Here is a 15921-nt window from a genome sequence, read left to right as displayed (position 1 = left end):
ATCTCCTCACGCAATCTTTGCTGCTGCATCTTTATCTAAATACCACTCAGTCTCTCCTTGAGAGGACTGAACTTTAGCCGCAGGATAAGGTAATGCTTCTGCAGCGGTGGTGTGAATTTCATGGACAATGTCGGCCTTTCCTGCACCGAGAACCAAGTAGCTGATTCGTTTCGCGGCCTGAAGGACTCTGGCACTTTTAGACACACGCAATTGGCCTGACTCAGGGTGAGAAGCCACGAGTGCCAGCGCCGGATCTTGATAATGAGTTGCTCTGGGGAAGAGTGAAGCGGTATGTCCATCGGCACCGACACCTAACAAAATCCAATCAAATACTGGGGTTCCGTCTTGAGTCGGGACTTGCGCCAGCATTTCTTGGGCGAAGCGTTCAACTTCAGATGTTGGATCATTTTCCCCTAAAATCCGGTGGATATTCTCTGCCGGCATTTGAATCTGACTAAACAAGAGTGCGTTTGCTTCACCGTAGTTGCTTTCCGCATCGTCTGGTGCGACACAGCGTTCATCACCCCACCAAAAATGGAGATTGTGCCACTGGATTGATGTCGCATAGGGGGCTGATGCCAGCAGCTTGAACAACATTTTAGGCGTGCTGCCACCGGACAGAGAGATATGAACAGGGCGTCCCTGTTCACTATACGTTTTTAAGTCGTCAGCAAGCGAATGCACGACCTCGTCGGCAGTTTGAAAAATTTTGTGGTTGATCATAATTCACAATAATCCGTATTGGTTAAGTTTTTACAGGGGAATCGCCATTCTCTGCCATCTCTTTGCAGCAGTTCATTCGATTCTTTAGGGCCCCATGTCCCACAGGCATATCCATATAAAGAGGTCGGGTCTTGTTTGTAGTCCAGAATCGGCTGAACAAATTTCCAACAAGCCTCAACCGCATCTGTGCGGGCAAATAGTGTGGCATCACCGTTTAGGGCGTCGAGCAATAAACGCTCATAAGCAGTGAGCATTTTGGTTTCTTCCAGAGAGGTATAATGGAAGTCCATTGACGCTTCTTTTGCTCGGAAACCGGCCCCCGGCTCTTTCAGACCAAAGCTCATTAAAATACCTTCGTCGGGCTGGATGCGGATCACGAGTTTATTTTCCGGTGCGTTCTGCGCAAATACCGGATGTGGCGTACGTTTGAAATGAATCACGACTTCGGTCACGCGGGTCGGGAGTCTCTTACCACTACGGACATAGAATGGCACCCCATTCCAACGCCAGTTGTTGATAAACATTTTTAGCGCGACATAGGTTTCGGTGCGTGAATCTTGTGCGACCCCATGTTCATTCCGGTAGCCCGGCAGGAATTTTCCCCGGACTTCAGATTCGGTGTATTGCCCGAGCACCAAATTCTGGTGGAGATCTTCATCGCTGAGTGGTTGGAGACTTTGCAGCGCTTTGTTGACTTCATTCCGGATAGAATCAGCATTAATCGCAGCCGGTGGCTCCATCGTGACCATTGCCAGCACTTGCAGCAAATGGTTCTGGAACATGTCCCGTACTGCACCTGAGTTGTCGTAGTATCCGCCACGCTCTTCTACGCCGAGGTATTCAGAACCGGTGATTTCGACATAATCGATGAAGTTGCGGTTCCAGAGCGGTTCAAACATACCATTGGCAAAGCGGAAAACCAGCAGGTTTTGCACGGTTTCTTTACCCAAATAATGGTCAATGCGGTAGATTTGATGCTCTTTGAAATGACGGTGGATTTCGATATCCAGTTCTTGCGCTGACTTGAGGTCATAGCCAAATGGCTTTTCGATAATCAGACGCTTCCAGCCTTGGTCCTCATCGTTTAATCCATGCGCGGCCAGACAGCCGGGGATCACACCGTACAGGCTTGGCGGTGTTGCCAGATAGAATAAGATGTTGTGTTGCTCAAAGTGATATTGCTCGGCCAGCGTTTCCAGTCGTTCAGACAATTTTTGATAGTCATCGACATTGGCGGTATCAATCGCTTGATAATGAAGGTGCTGGCAAAAAAATTCCAGCGTTTCAGGCACTGTTTCTTCCAGTTCTTGAAGGGTTTTCTTCAATCTTTCCCGGTAGGAATCATCACTATATTCCGTTCGACTTACACCTAGAATTGCAAATGATTTTGGCAGTTGATTGTTTGCATATAGATGATATAAGGCAGGAATAAGTTTGCGGTAAGTGAGATCGCCGGAAGCACCAAAAATTACGATGCTGCTGTTTTCAGGTATTACCATCATCTTTCCCTTAAAAACGAGGTATTTAGCGTGTGCCAACGGTAACAGCACAATACCAAAATAGAAAATTGGCTCTTTCTATGACAATAATAGGTACTATCAATATCCATTGATACCTATCACAAAAGAGTAAAAAACTGACCTCTATTCTCTCTGACAATTTGATTTACATCAACCAAAAGTGTCGCTTTGATCAACTTATTTTGTATATGAGTGTCCGTCTGATTTGGCTTTTCGCTTTCGCGATCATAGCTGATGCGTCATGGTTTTCAGGTATTGTTTGACGCGTTTGATGTGGCCGTTCGGGTCAATCGGCGTGATCTGTTTTTCTTCCATAAATGTCTCGGCATAGCGCTGATACAGTTTGTTTTCCAGAAATAGTAAATAGAGACGCGGATCCAAGTGGCCGTTGACGGCCATCTCTGTCATCCGTTCAATGACGTCTGACAGCATGTTGACTTTTTGATCCGGTCGCTCACGGAAGGTGAGTGATTCAAAGACATCAGCCACCGCGATCATTCTGGCTTGAACCGAGAGTTCTTCACCTTTTAATCCTCTGGGGAATCCCCGGCCGTCCATGCGTTCATGGTGACACGCTGCAATTTTCGGAATATTTTTCAGATGTTCCGGGTAGGGCAGTCTTTCCAATAACATCAGGGTCTGCACGGTGTGTGAATTGAGGATAAACTGTTCTTCTTCCGTTAACATGCCATGACGAACGGATAAATTATGCAGCTCTCCCCGATTGTATAGCAGCTCACCCGGTTTGAGTGAGAAACGATCCTGCCATGCCTCTTTCGAGTAGTCGCCGGATTCCCAAGTTACACAGTGACCTGGCTTATCATCGAGTAATTTTTCCATCACGGGCAGGTCTCTCGATGTGCCCGCGCGTTGTTGCTCAATCGAGGAGACGCCTACCTGATCATTCAATGTGCGCTTCCAGCTGCGTTGTGCAATATGATGTAATTTCTCGATTTTTTCATTGGTCATCGGTTCATCGCTGACATTACATTGGGCAACAAAGACAAACTCTTCATCCAAGGTCTGGTGGGTTGCTTCAAGCTCGGCCAATAAAGTTGTCTGGTCTTTTCCTTCCGCTAATCCCTTCCAGTAATCTGTTTCAGCCTGAAGTTTGAGCAGTTCAAAACGCATCCGGACTTCATGAATCCGGTTATAAATGGTTTCAAGCTTGGTCGCTTTATTGAAGATATATTCTGGCGTGGTGATTTTTCCGCAGTCATGCAGCCAAGAGGCAACATTTAATTCTTCCCACTGCGAAGCGTCCATTTTGAAATAAGGGTAATAATGCGTATCGGTGACCGTTGCTTCTGCCAACCACTGCACCAAGGCCGGAACGCGTTGGGAATGGCCGCGTGTCTGAGGAGACTTGGTATCTACCGTGGAAGCAATCAGTTCGATGAATGCGTAGAACACCTCTTTTTGTTGTTGCAGGGTGTCAATATTGTCTTTGGCGATTTGCGCAAAGCTCATCAGTTCACGCAGGAAGGCGTGTTTGTCAGATTGCTCCTGAGTAATTGGACGTTCATAGCCGAGATTGAGAATACCGACCAGTTGCTGCCGCCGATTTAAAAGTGGGAACAGGTAAACATCCGTATTAAATAGCTGGTCACGGTATTTTTTGATGACGTTATCTTGTTTTCGGAGGTGAACCACTTCTCCTTTTTGTAATTGTGACTTGAGCCAAGGCGTATCATTCAATAAGTCATTGATATCTATTTTGAATGGAATGATGGCATGATTCGTCAGTATGGTGAATGACGCCGTTTCATTGGAGAATATGTACAGAATGATCGTTTCTGCCCGAGTGATCTGATAGCTTTGCTGGGTGAGTGTTTTTGCCAGTGTATTGAAATCATAATTACTGGCGGTCTTGCGGAGTAATTTCAGTAAATCGAACAGGGTGTGTTCCATTAACTGCAACGACTGAGATAGGTTCGCGACTTCTTTAATCATCGACTTAGGGTAACGCGTTTTCTTAAATTCAAATCGGGTAATGCTGTCGGAAAGCTGAACAAGATTTTTTAAAGGTTTTGCCAGCCTTGATGCAATCATCGCAACGGTCAGAAAGCAGGTGATGAGTAGAATTATCACCACTTTTAGCTGTTGGTCTCGCATCGATAATAAATTCGCTAATAGGGCATTGTGTGGGGTCGCTTCTGCTAACATTAAAGTGACGTAAGGGTTTAAAGTCACTGGTGTCAACGTTATCGACCAATCAGTGTCGCCATCGTTGACGGTTTCATAAATCACCTGACTGCTCATCCGATGGAGAACCGGTGTAAATAATGACTTTTCCAGCTTGCTGCGATTTTCTGCCGGGGTATTACTCACCGATACGCCGGCATCATGTTGGGCTAAGACATTATACTTTTGATCAAATAGGATGAGCTTGGTCTCTTCAGAAAAGCCGATAGCATCGATTTGTTTCGACAAAGAATCGAGTGTGAAATCGGCACCGACAACTTTGTGACCGTCGGGTGATCTTCGTGACAGTGTTACCCCGTGTGTTTTCAGAAAATAAAAGAAGTAGGGCTCTGTCAGTCGAATTTTTCCGTCGGACTGAGCAGCTAGAAACCAAGGACGTCCACGCGGATCAAACTGGTTATCAAAGGTCTGACGATGGCTGATTTGCTGGAACTGCTCATCAAGGAAAAAGATATCACTTTGCCCACTGGCTTGGGTTTGCTGTGCATACAATGTCGCGTTTTTCGGGGCATTGAAGCGTCTGCTCTCCTGTTGATTCAAGAGTGGGCGCATGATGGTGAAATCACCATTGTCGTCGGCAAAGTAGATAGCAACCAGATTGGGATTTTTTTGAAACACCAGTGCCATTGATGCCAGCCAGCGTTTATCGTCAATGGGGGAGTGCTCCTTTTCGACAAATGTACTGAATGCAAGGAAATCCAGTGTGGTCAGGATCGGGCCAATACTTTGTGTATACTCGGTTTCGATCTTACGGCTGTTTTCATAACTGAGCTGTTTTGCGGTTTCGGTGAGTAATGCTTGGGCGTGGTTGTAACTGATCAGAATTAAAACGCCACCAATGATTGAAGTTAAAATCAAGAATAAACTGCCAATATGAAGACTAAGAGAATAGCGACGTAATTTCATAAATTTGTCCGTAAATCGAGCCTTTATAGAAAATAAGTATCCGTTACTAGGGTATAAGTATTGTCGAATGTGGTCAGGTTGCAAAAAAACCGTTGAAATTGGTGATAGCCAGTCACAAAGTGCATTGATATAGTTTTGTGTAGGAGAGAAAAGGGAGGCTTTATGAATATTGTTGTTGATACGCATACGCATACTTATGCAAGTGGTCATGCTTATAGTACGTTGCTGGAAAATGTCAGTGTTGCGAAAGCAAATGGACTAAAAATTTTATGTACTACCGATCATGCTGAACGGATGCCGGGAGCCCCTCACCCTTGGTTTTTTGCCAATCAGAAAGTGATTCCTCGCTTTTTAAATGAAGTCGCAATTATGCGCGGTGTCGAAGCTAATATTTTAAATACCCAAGGCGAAATTGACCTACAACCGCATGTGCTGGCACAACTTGACTGGGTGATCGGCAGTTTTCATGAGCCGGTGTTTGCACCGGTTGATAAAAAGACCCATACCCAAGCATTGCTGAGTGTGATTGAACGTGGTGAAGTGGACGCTTTGGGACATTTGGGCAACCCCAGATATGATTTTGACTTTGATACTGTGATTCAGTGTGCAGCCGAGCATCATGTTGCGATTGAGATTAATAATAGTACCTTGCTGGGGCATAGCCGCGTCGGCAGTGTTGAACGATGTTATGAGATAGGGCGTCTTGCCAAGTTGTATGGCGCACCGATTACCACGGGCAGCGATGCGCACTTTTGTCACGCTGTTGGCGAGTTGAGCCTTGCCCGCGAACTGATCGGCAAGCTTGAAATTCCCGCAACGCAGGTCATTACACACAGTGCCCGCCAGTTTTTGCAGTTTCTGGCATTACGCGGGCGTGAGGCGATTGCTGATTTTGATGTAATACAGTAAAAAGCAATACAGTAAAAAGCAATACATTAAAAAGTAATACAGTAAAAAGTAATACAATGAAAAGTGATGCAATAAAAAGTAGTCGTGAGTATGCATCAATCGCCATCCGGTGTACTTTGCCGAAAAGTGAGTTTATCTTAAGATGGCAAAGCAATATCAGTCAGTCATAAACATACCTAAGGAAGCAATGCAATGTTAAAAAAAATAGCAATACTATTATTGGTGATGTGTGTTTCTCCAGTCTGGGCAGGTAGTGATGTGCATTCATCCATGAGACAGATTAAAAAAGCCTTTGGAGATGCAGCTCAGTCTTCAAGTGTTGAAGAGATGAAAGGTGCAATGGGGCGACTTGATAAAATCGTGAGTCATCTCAAACAAGGAAATTATCAGGGTGACAGAGGAAAGACCATGCAGGAAGGTTTTCAAAAACTTGCTGTTGCCATTGATCAGGTTGAATCTGAACTCAATCAGGGCAACTTACAAAGTGCCAAAGATAAGCTCAGAACGATTGATGAATTGAGATCAGAATATCATCGCAAGGTGAGATGATATTTGAAGCGATAACCCGTAAGGTTTCGTTGCTTGCCAAGTTCGGTGGTTGTTCTAAAAACATGCTTTGCGAAAACATACTCTGCAAAAACATGTGCACTGAAAACGCTGTGCTTCCCTGCAACGAGACTTTTGCCTCACACCAACGCCTTTCGCGAAAACGTAAAATATCAATAATCTAAACGATTAACGCTCTTCTTCGGGTTCTTGGATTTGGTAGAGTGTTTTTTCCTGATTTTCACAGACATCTTTGCAGTTACAGGCACGTTCCACTCCGATAGAAGACAAACCGCCACAGCTTCCCTGAATGGATCGACGATGAAATAGTACCCCGATCGCCATACCGGTGATTAAGATGATAAATACAACAAATGTCAGTAGGTAAGTCACGGATACCTCCTTTAGCGCTTGTTCTGAACTGAATTTGGGATGAACAACGCTTTCTTGATAAAAGTGTAGTTGATAAAACGGTGTCAAAGCAATCACCGACCCGATGCGCAACGAATGCCGGTATGATCGGGTGGTTGCTGATCATGGTTATCGTGCGAAAAGTATAAACAAGCTACATAGCATAAACCTTATATGTGGCATATGCTATATATAAATGCGTTACCGCGCCTATAAATCGACCTTGAGGGTTTGCCCGCTGTCGCTGCTCTTGAGCGCAAGCTCGATCAGACGAATCGAATTTAAGGCCTCATGCGCTGTAACCGGGGGCGGTGTCCCCTGACGAATTGAGTTGGCTAACTGAACAAAGTAATGTTCATAGCCACCTTGCTCATTCGGGATCGGTTCAACATGCGCTTCAGTCGAGAGTTGTCCTTGGTTTTTCTCAAATTCTTGGCACTGCTGCTGCTTCTCAATACAACCGTTTGTTTTGAGCCATGACTCTTGCGGATCAAGCCCCATTTTGATGTATTTTGCTTTGGTTCCCAGAATCTTATAGCGCAAATTGTCACCGGGACTATATGGGTTGGCATGGAGTTGAACCAGAAAAGTCGGGTAGTGCAATAACAGGTTGAAGAAGTCTGTTGCACCATCGGCCTGACGCATTGAGCGGCACTGCGCGGTGAGTGCGTCCGGAGCACCGAACAGTTCGAGGACCTGATCGATGAGATGAGGCGCGAGATCATAGAGTATACCGGCGCCTTCGACGTCTGCCGATTCACGCCAGCGAACTCTGACCTCCGGACGATACCGATCAATATGGGATTCAAACCATTTGACATCGCCCAGTTTGCCGTCTGCGAGCAACTTTTTCACAGTAAGGAAATCGTTATCCCAACGACGGTTGTGGTAAACACTGAGCATCAGTTGCTTTTCTTGAGCGATGCGGATCAAGGTTTCTCCGTCAGACACCCGAGTGACAAATGGCTTTTCGACGACCACATGTTTACCGTGTTCCAGCGCCATTTTTGCCAACGAGAAATGCACATCATTGGGGGCGGTAATGATCACCAGCTCTGCATCCGACTGTTCAATCAAACGGTCTGCGCTTTCATAACAGGTGACGGCCGGGTATTGTGCTGCAATCACATCTTGCTGACGACTGCTAATGGCGCAAAACTGAAACTGAGGTAAAGATTCAAGGAACGGGATATGAAATGTTTTGGCTGAATAACCGTAGCCAATCACGGCCGTCTTAATGGGTTGGGACATCATCTTCACCTATTTCGTTATCGTTAGAGTTTAATACCTGTGATGATTCAATATCATGACGGAGTCAGTCATCTTGATCAATCAATGTCTGCTCAAGACCGTTGTATCGTGAGAACCACTCGTCCAAGAATGCGGACTTTATTCGTATCAATGGTCACCGCCTCGTTCGGAAACATGATGCGCATCTGTTGTTCCGGCAACCGTTGCGCGGTGTGAAGCACAATTCTGCCATCGATATCCATCAGATAACGACCGGAAACAATCTCCTGAATATGTTGATCAATCAGATAGATTGCATCAGTGGTCTCGACTTCGATCGTTGAAGCCGCTTTCAGTTGAAGTTCATGCATTCTTTGCGCGGCATAGGGTGATTCTCCGGTACTGATTAACGCCCCGTGTTTGAGACTGAATCGCTGCAGAATGACGGTGGCGTGCTGATAAATCTGGCGGGTTTCTGACGGAGATTGGTAAAAGTTCGCCTGATCCTGTATTTGAGGCATGAATTCATGACTTTCCCACAGCGAAGGATGGATATCTTTGCGTGGATAGTCTCTCGGTAAAGCGAGTTGTTTGACGGGAATCCCCAATGAGAGATGCAGCCGGACAATCAGTTCATGCGAGGTCCGGTTGTGTGCATTCCAAGTGCTAAAAGTCGATTTTGGAATACTCAGAAAGTTGGATAATTCTATATAATCTTTGCACTGGGTTTGGTATTTTAGATTGTTAGTAAATGCCGTTCCTTTAAGGTAAGAAAACGCCTTTATATTGTCATTTGACATCCTAGAGCCCTATTTTAGTATGGTTTTAGTATGAGATTGCCCGGGTAAGCTTTATCTGTTTTAAGGAGAGAATTAAGATTCTGACATCAGATTCAAACCGGTTATATCTCCTCACCGGACAAGTGAAAAAATAATATCACTGCCTGTACGGGAGAACAGCCAAATGGTCGTGTACTCCGTCGCAAAAGATATGATTGATTGGATGTTTGTGACCTGTTTGCTTCTGTCATGCTTATTTTTTGTCAGAACCGTTTGCGATGAAAACGGTATAACTTATGGAGTAGATGAAGCATATGCTATTAGAAGATCAGGATTTTTTTGTTGAATCCGTGGAGTTTGTCCTTGATGCAGTGGCACAAGATCAAGCCGGAAATAGTCGGGCTGATATCGGTATTTATTTGATTAGCTTATTAATCGCTGAGCAGAAAATCAGGTCAGGGAGCAGTATCGAGTCATGATTGGGTGATATATTTGTCAGTATAACATCTGAAAAAAGGGAGGGAAATATAATCTATTCAAGATGATAATATATCTTGTTTACAGATGAATATATTCTATTGCATATATTGTGTTAATGGATATATAGAGTGGCATGAGGTAATTCATATTTATCAATTACCTCATTTTAATGGGGGTAATATATTTTATGATTGAAATTCGATGATAATGTATTATGCTTTTACGTCCTTATAAATTATATCATTATTACGCTGATTGACCTTTATTATCATGTGTCATTAGCAAGTATTCATCACGCAACAGGAGATGATCATGAAAACAGTTGGCTACGCAGCATACAATCAAGGTGCAACTTTGAAACCGTATGCATTTGAACGCCGGGAGCTGAGAGAGAATGATGTGGCAATCGAAATTCTCTACTGCGGTGTTTGCCATTCGGATCTGCATTCGGTTCGTAATGATTGGGGCGGCTCAACTTACCCACTTGTTCCGGGACACGAAATTATCGGACGGGTGACTGCCGTCGGGTCAGATGTATCACGTTATAAGGTCGGTGACACGGTCGGGGTTGGCTGCATGGTCGATTCATGTCAGCACTGTGATCAGTGTGACGCCGGGGAAGAACAGTTTTGTCGTGAGGGGATGACCGCCACTTATTGTGGTCAGGATCGCCATACCCATGAACCGACACAAGGTGGCTATTCACGCCATGTTGTCGTCCGTGAAGAATTTGTGCTGTCAATTCCGCAATCATTGGAGCTTTCTCGTGTTGCGCCACTGCTGTGTGCCGGTATCACCACTTACTCACCACTGAAAGCCTGGGATGTAAAAGCCGGAACAAGAGTTGCTGTGTTGGGGCTGGGTGGTCTTGGTCATATGGCCGTGAAACTTGCCGTGGCAATGGGTGCAGTCGTGACGGTTGTCGGTCGTACTGATGCGAAGATTGAAGATGCGAAAGCATTAGGTGCACAGCATTATTTGATTTCTTCAGATGAAGCGGCCATGGCGCAAGCCCAGTCCAGCTTTGATTTGATTATTGATACGATTCCGGTCAAGCATGATGTGACCGGCTATGTTCCGTTGATGGATGTCAATGGGACGCTGGTTATCGTCGGTCAGGTGGGGCTGCTGGAGGAACCATCAACAATACCGATGATTTTTGGTCGTCGTCGAATCGCGGGTTCTCTGATCGGCGGAATCCCGGAAACACAAGAAATGCTTGATTTCTGTGGTGAACATAATGTGTTGCCCGAGTGTGAAATGATCCGAATGGATGAAATCAATGAAGCGTATGAGCGTATGGAACGTTCTGACGTTCGCTATCGTTTCGTGATTGATATGGCAACGATGCCTGAGAGCGCATAAACCACAGACGATTTGTCGTCTGTATGAGGCATATCGGTATGAACGACGTAAAAAATGCACCCGCGGGTGCATTTTTTGTGCGCGCATCATGTCGACTTTCTTTTGTCAGTCATTACCGATGCGATAAGCTGTTGCTACCTGTATGTGTGGGTAATTGCATCGCTGTATCGATTTCGCTGTTCAGTATCAGTGCGACCGATTTTACTTCGATGGTTTGTCCCCAAAAGTCAGTGATCAGGAAATCATAAGGGCCGATACCAAATCCATCATTTTTGACGAAGTAGTTGTAGGGTTTACGCTCTAGCTGGGTGTAGTCAGTGCCTGCACCGGAGACCCGGTATGACATCGCCGCGATCGGATATTTATGATCACGAACCTGAATGGCGGTCCACCACTGACTGGAACCTTCCTTGAAATACAGCTTCATATTTCCGGCTTGTTCGTTCGCAAGATACTTCCAGGAAATCGGGATGCGACCTGCCTGAAGCGGTGAAATTTCAGCAAAAGCATCTTGATCCAGATCGACATCCCCTTTGGCGCATTCCGGACATTGATCATCAATACGCACGATGACACTCTGGTTGGTATTCATATTGGTCACTTCAATGACGGCACCACAAGCCGCTGAACCATCATAGTCCGTTGCGTTCATTGCTGCGGTATAGATGGTGTCATCCGGCATTGGAAAACTACAGTTGCCGCCACCGCCATAGCCATAAAATGTTCCTTCACCAGTATGCACAGAACTATCTGTGAGATTATCTGTGAGATTATCTGCAAAACTTGATCCGCAAAATAAAATACTGATGATAAACAATAGATTAGATGTTTTTTTCATAAAAGCCTCTCTGTACGTTGAAAATATACACTTGAATCTCTGTTACCGAGATTCAAGTAAGCAGTTTAATGCATACTTGACCAATGAATGTGTCGGGGCGGTCAACTATTCCGGAAAAGAATGGGTTCTGAAAAAAAGATGGATTCTGAACAAGGTTAGTGCCATCAACGAATCGCGATGCTGTCCATATCGGGTTGCACCTGATGAGCATGGCAACTTGCAGCACGCGGTGGTGTAAAGATGGTGTAAAATTGTAAAATCAGGTCAGATTTCCATAATCTTTTTCCTGTCATGTCCCGTAATCTAAGATGCTCAGACAAGTTTGTCCTGAAATAATGTTGCACAAGGATTCCGTGTTGATGATTATTTTCCGTCCCGCTCAATTGAGTGATATCCAACAAATCGAACGTCTGGCCCATGAAAGCGGGCCGATGGTGTATACCTTACCTGCGCAGCGTTCTCATCTGATCAAGAAAGTCGAGCGTTCAATAGATTCGTTTCGGCAAGCGGTCTTTTCTCCGGGGGAGGAGAGCTATTTCTTCGTGCTGGAAGAAACGCTGACCGGACAAATTCTCGGAACGGGGGCAATCAACGCACTGGCCGGATACCAGGAACCCTTCTATGCACTGCGTAACGATGTCTTGATCCATTCCTCCCGGGAGTTGAACGTTCATAGCCGTATTCATGCGTTGACCATGACCCATGATCTGAGTGACCACTCTCAGCTTTGCTCTTTCTATGTGATTCCGTCACTGAAGCATAGTCTTTATCCGGCGTTGATAACCTTAGGTCGATTGCTGTTTATGTCGATTCATCCGGAGCGTTTTACCACTGACTGGTTGGCCGTGATTCCGGGGATGGCGGATAAACAGGGTCGCGCCCCGTTTTGGGAACATGTGGGCAGAAAATTTTTCCGGATTGATTACAACCAAGTGGAATACTACAACGGCACCCGGGATAAAACCTTTATTGCCGAACTGATGCCGCATCATCCGCTGTATGTCCCTTTGATTCATGAAGAGGCACAAGCGGTAATGGGACAGGTTCATCCCGATGCGGCACTACAATGTGGATTATTGAGTGATCAGGGGTTTGAACCGGATAAATACGTTGAAATTTTCGACGCAGGTCCGATTTTGACCGCGAACCGCAATACGCTCGATCTCTGGCAGCATCATAAATTGTGCCGTGTGAAAGTTGTCGAAAGTCTCCCCCAGCGACGAAAATATCTGATTGGCGTCAGTCATGAGACGGATTTCCGTGCGGTAATGGGAGAAGGATGGCTGGAAGGTTCAACGCTGTTGCTTGAGCCGCAAACGTCGCAGACACTGGCAATCAGCAATCCCGACGGAATGGATATGGGAAAACAGATCTGGTGTTTTCCCGTCAGTGATAAAGCTGATACTCGACTATAGTGAACATAAATCATTCAAGGATAATGAAAAATGATGGTGATCCGTCCGGTTGCAAGGAGCGACCGCAATGCAATCACAGAGCTGGCGACTAAAACGGGCGTCGGATTTACTTCGTTGCAAAATGACGAAAGTCAGTTAAATGATCGGATTGAACGGATGCGACGGACTTGGGAGCAACAAGCCCCACGCGAGGAGCAGGGATATCTATTTGTATTAGAAGACAGCGATACCGGTAAAGTGGTGGGTATCAGTGGGATCGAAGCGGCCATCGGGTTAAATGAACCTTGGTATAACTATCGCGTTGGCACGCTGGTCCATGCTTCCAAAGCTTTGGATGTTTATACGCAGATGCCGACGTTGTTTCTCAGCAATGACCATACCGGTTATAGCGAATTATGTACTTTATTTCTTGACCCCGAATATCGCCACGGTAAAAACGGCCATCTGTTGTCGAAAAGTCGGTTGCTGTTTATTGCGACATTTCAGGATCGTTTTGCCGAGAAATTAATTGCCGAAATGCGCGGGGTTTCCGATCAACACGGGCATTCTCCGTTTTGGGAAAGTCTCGGTCGTCATTTCTTTGCGATTGATTTTGCGCATGCGGATTATCTCACCGGGGTTGGGCAAAAATCGTTCATTGCAGAACTGATGCCTAAACACCCGCTGTATGTCGATTTCCTCAGCGATGAAGCCAGAGCCGTGATTGCTCAGGTTCATCCCAATACGATTCCGGCGCGGAAAATCCTTGAAAGTGAAGGGATGCGCTACGAAGGGTATGTCGATATTTTCGACGCTGGGCCGACACTCGAAGCCTACATTGATGATTTACGTGTGGTGCGTAAATCTCAGACTCGGAGCGTGAAGGTCACGCAGACAGCAGTATCCGGGGCGATTCACTGTTTGATCGGTAACGAAAGCTTGACCGACTATCGGGTCATTACCGGCACACCGCAAGTCACCGAATCTCACGTCTTATTGACCAGTATGCAGGCACAAGCGCTGCGCGTAACCGACGGTGACTCGGTGCGTCTGGCCCCACTTTTTGCACAGGAGAATTTCTCATGAGTCAGCCAAGCCTTTATCTCAATGGTGTCTGGAGCAACGGACACGGTGATGTGTTTGAAAAGCGTAATCCGGCGACGAACGAAGTGATCTGGTCAGCGAATGCTGCGGCACCGGATGATGTAGAACAGGCCGTTACGGCCGCTCGTCAGGCATTCCCGGTCTGGTCTCAGATGCCAATGGCAGAACGTCTCGCATTACTGGAACAGTTCGTCCAGCGACTGAGTGAGCGCAAAGAGGAACTGGCTGAAGTGATTGCGCAAGAAACGGGGAAAGTCCGTTGGGAAGCCTTGACCGAAGTGCAAGGGATGATGAATAAAATTCAGGTGTCGATACAGGCTTACCAAGAACGGACCGGAGAGAAAGTGGCTGATATTCCGGGCGGCAAAGCGGTGCTTCGCCATCGCCCGCATGGCGTATTAGCTGTTTTCGGGCCGTATAATTTCCCCGGTCATTTACCGAACGGACATATCGTGCCGGCACTGATAGCCGGTAACTGTGTGGTTTTTAAACCGAGTGAACTGACGCCGTGGACAGCTCAACTGACATTGGAGATATGGCACAGTGCCGGTTTGCCTGCCGGGGTGATTAATCTTGTTCAGGGAGGCAAAGACACTGGGATCGCGTTGTCTTCTCATCCGCAAATCGATGGTTTGCTGTTCACCGGCAGTGCGAATACCGGTTATCACTTACACCGTCAAATGGGCGGACAGCCGGAAAAAATTCTGGCGCTCGAAATGGGGGGCAACAATCCGATGGTGATCGAGTCTTACGATCATTTGGATGCCGCGATCAATTTGGTGATTCAGTCTGCTTTTATCTCTTCGGGACAGCGTTGTACTTGTGCCCGACGGCTGTTAGTGAAGCAAAGCGCTGATGGCGATCGCCTGCTCGAACGGCTGGTGGCGGTCACGCGCCAGATTCGTGTCGATCGCTGGGATGCTCAGCCGGAACCATTCATGGGGGCGGTGGTGTCGAACCAGGCTGCGGATGCCTTGCTGGAAACACAGCAACATTTGTGTGAGTTAGGCGCGAAACCATTACTTGCGATGACTCGCCCCGATCCGAATACTGCACTGGTCACGCCCGGTATACTGGACGTGTCTGATGTTGGTGAACTGCCGGATGAAGAATATTTTGGGCCACTGCTCAGTGTGATGCGTTATCAGACTCTGGCGGAAGCCATCGACATTGCTAATCAGACCCGCTTTGGGCTATCTGCCGGGATTATTTCGACCCAGCGCGACGATTATGAGCAATTTGCCGCGACCATTCGTGCCGGGATTGTCAACTGGAATCGTCCGTTGACAGGGGCGGCTCCAACCGCACCATTCGGTGGCATCGGTGCGTCGGGCAACCATCGTCCGAGTGCATTTTACAGTGCTGATTTTTGTGCATGGCCAATGGCCTCAGTAGAAGCTGAACTGCTTACCATGCCGACATCTGTATCTCCGGGGCTGGATTTTTCTGCCACAGCAGATGATGTAGAGTAAACCGCGAAAGGAGTATGGGAATGACGCAAGAAAAACAAT

Annotated in this window: 14 protein-coding genes; 7 read left to right on the top strand and 7 right to left on the bottom strand. The window is 46.5% G+C overall.

Annotated elements, in window-relative coordinates:
- Nucleotides 1–6: 6 nt before the first annotated feature.
- The 3 genes from pgl to OCU60_RS21540 form a co-directional block, all read right to left on the bottom strand.
- Nucleotides 7–723 carry a 6-phosphogluconolactonase gene (pgl, locus tag OCU60_RS21550; RefSeq protein ID WP_074371189.1) on the bottom strand — a complete coding sequence of 239 codons (717 nt, stop codon included), beginning with the start codon at nucleotides 721–723 and terminating at the stop codon, nucleotides 7–9.
- Nucleotides 720–2222, bottom strand: a complete 1503-nt coding sequence (gene zwf, locus OCU60_RS21545) for a glucose-6-phosphate dehydrogenase (protein WP_074371188.1) — start codon at nucleotides 2220–2222, stop codon at nucleotides 720–722. Before zwf ends, pgl begins: the two co-directional genes overlap by 4 nt.
- A gap of 246 nt (nucleotides 2223–2468) precedes the next feature.
- On the bottom strand, nucleotides 2469–5354 hold the full coding sequence (locus tag OCU60_RS21540; RefSeq protein ID WP_074371187.1) for an HD domain-containing phosphohydrolase: 2886 nt from the start codon (nucleotides 5352–5354) through the stop codon (nucleotides 2469–2471).
- Between the two features lie 162 nt (nucleotides 5355–5516).
- Between OCU60_RS21540 and OCU60_RS21535 the strand changes: the two genes are divergently transcribed.
- Complete coding sequence (locus OCU60_RS21535) at nucleotides 5517–6263, top strand: phosphatase (RefSeq protein WP_074371186.1); 747 nt, start codon at nucleotides 5517–5519, stop codon at nucleotides 6261–6263.
- Nucleotides 6264–6455: 192 nt separating this feature from the next.
- Nucleotides 6456–6812 carry a cytochrome b562 gene (locus OCU60_RS21530; protein ID WP_074371185.1) on the top strand — a complete coding sequence of 119 codons (357 nt, stop codon included), beginning with the start codon at nucleotides 6456–6458 and terminating at the stop codon, nucleotides 6810–6812.
- 186 nt (nucleotides 6813–6998) lie between these two features.
- On the opposite strand, the gene nqrM is transcribed toward OCU60_RS21530, so the two are convergent.
- From nqrM to OCU60_RS21515, 3 genes are all read right to left on the bottom strand, one after another.
- Entirely contained in the window at nucleotides 6999–7202 is a 204-nt protein-coding gene (gene nqrM, locus OCU60_RS21525) for a (Na+)-NQR maturation NqrM (protein WP_074371214.1), read from the bottom strand.
- Nucleotides 7203–7430: 228 nt separating this feature from the next.
- A complete protein-coding gene (locus OCU60_RS21520; protein ID WP_074371184.1) occupies nucleotides 7431–8474 on the bottom strand; it encodes an oxidoreductase in 1044 nt (347 codons plus the stop codon).
- An 89-nt stretch (nucleotides 8475–8563) separates the two neighbouring features.
- Nucleotides 8564–9250: a helix-turn-helix domain-containing protein gene (locus tag OCU60_RS21515; protein ID WP_074371183.1), complete on the bottom strand. Its 687-nt coding sequence runs from the start codon at nucleotides 9248–9250 to the stop codon at nucleotides 8564–8566.
- Nucleotides 9251–9534: 284 nt separating this feature from the next.
- Between OCU60_RS21515 and OCU60_RS21510 the strand changes: the two genes are divergently transcribed.
- Nucleotides 9535–9708 (top strand): hypothetical protein, encoded by a 174-nt coding sequence (locus tag OCU60_RS21510; protein ID WP_159439426.1) that lies wholly within the window; start codon nucleotides 9535–9537, stop codon nucleotides 9706–9708.
- A 313-nt stretch (nucleotides 9709–10021) separates the two neighbouring features.
- Nucleotides 10022–11074: an NAD(P)-dependent alcohol dehydrogenase gene (locus OCU60_RS21505; protein ID WP_074371182.1), complete on the top strand. Its 1053-nt coding sequence runs from the start codon at nucleotides 10022–10024 to the stop codon at nucleotides 11072–11074.
- 112 nt (nucleotides 11075–11186) lie between these two features.
- Here OCU60_RS21505 and OCU60_RS21500 read toward each other — a convergent pair whose 3' ends face one another.
- Nucleotides 11187–11912: an expansin EXLX1 family cellulose-binding protein gene (locus tag OCU60_RS21500; protein ID WP_074371181.1), complete on the bottom strand. Its 726-nt coding sequence runs from the start codon at nucleotides 11910–11912 to the stop codon at nucleotides 11187–11189.
- Between the two features lie 359 nt (nucleotides 11913–12271).
- On the opposite strand from OCU60_RS21500, the gene OCU60_RS21495 reads away from it, so the two are divergent.
- The 3 genes from OCU60_RS21495 to astD are packed head-to-tail and all read left to right on the top strand — an operon-like array spanning nucleotide 12272 to nucleotide 15882.
- Complete coding sequence (locus OCU60_RS21495; protein WP_074371179.1) at nucleotides 12272–13327, top strand: arginine N-succinyltransferase; 1056 nt, start codon at nucleotides 12272–12274, stop codon at nucleotides 13325–13327.
- Nucleotides 13328–13357: 30 nt separating this feature from the next.
- Complete coding sequence (gene astA, locus OCU60_RS21490; RefSeq protein ID WP_074371178.1) at nucleotides 13358–14392, top strand: arginine N-succinyltransferase; 1035 nt, start codon at nucleotides 13358–13360, stop codon at nucleotides 14390–14392.
- Nucleotides 14389–15882 (top strand): succinylglutamate-semialdehyde dehydrogenase, encoded by a 1494-nt coding sequence (gene astD / locus OCU60_RS21485; RefSeq protein ID WP_074371177.1) that lies wholly within the window; start codon nucleotides 14389–14391, stop codon nucleotides 15880–15882. The genes astA and astD overlap by 4 nt, the downstream gene beginning before the upstream one ends.
- The last annotated feature ends 39 nt before the right edge of the window (nucleotides 15883–15921 follow it).

The organism is Vibrio spartinae, assembly GCF_024347135.1.
GTDB classification, from domain to species: Bacteria; Pseudomonadota; Gammaproteobacteria; order Enterobacterales; family Vibrionaceae; genus Vibrio; species Vibrio spartinae.
Note: the sequence above shows the minus strand (reverse complement) of the source record. Positions and strands in the feature narration are given on the sequence as shown.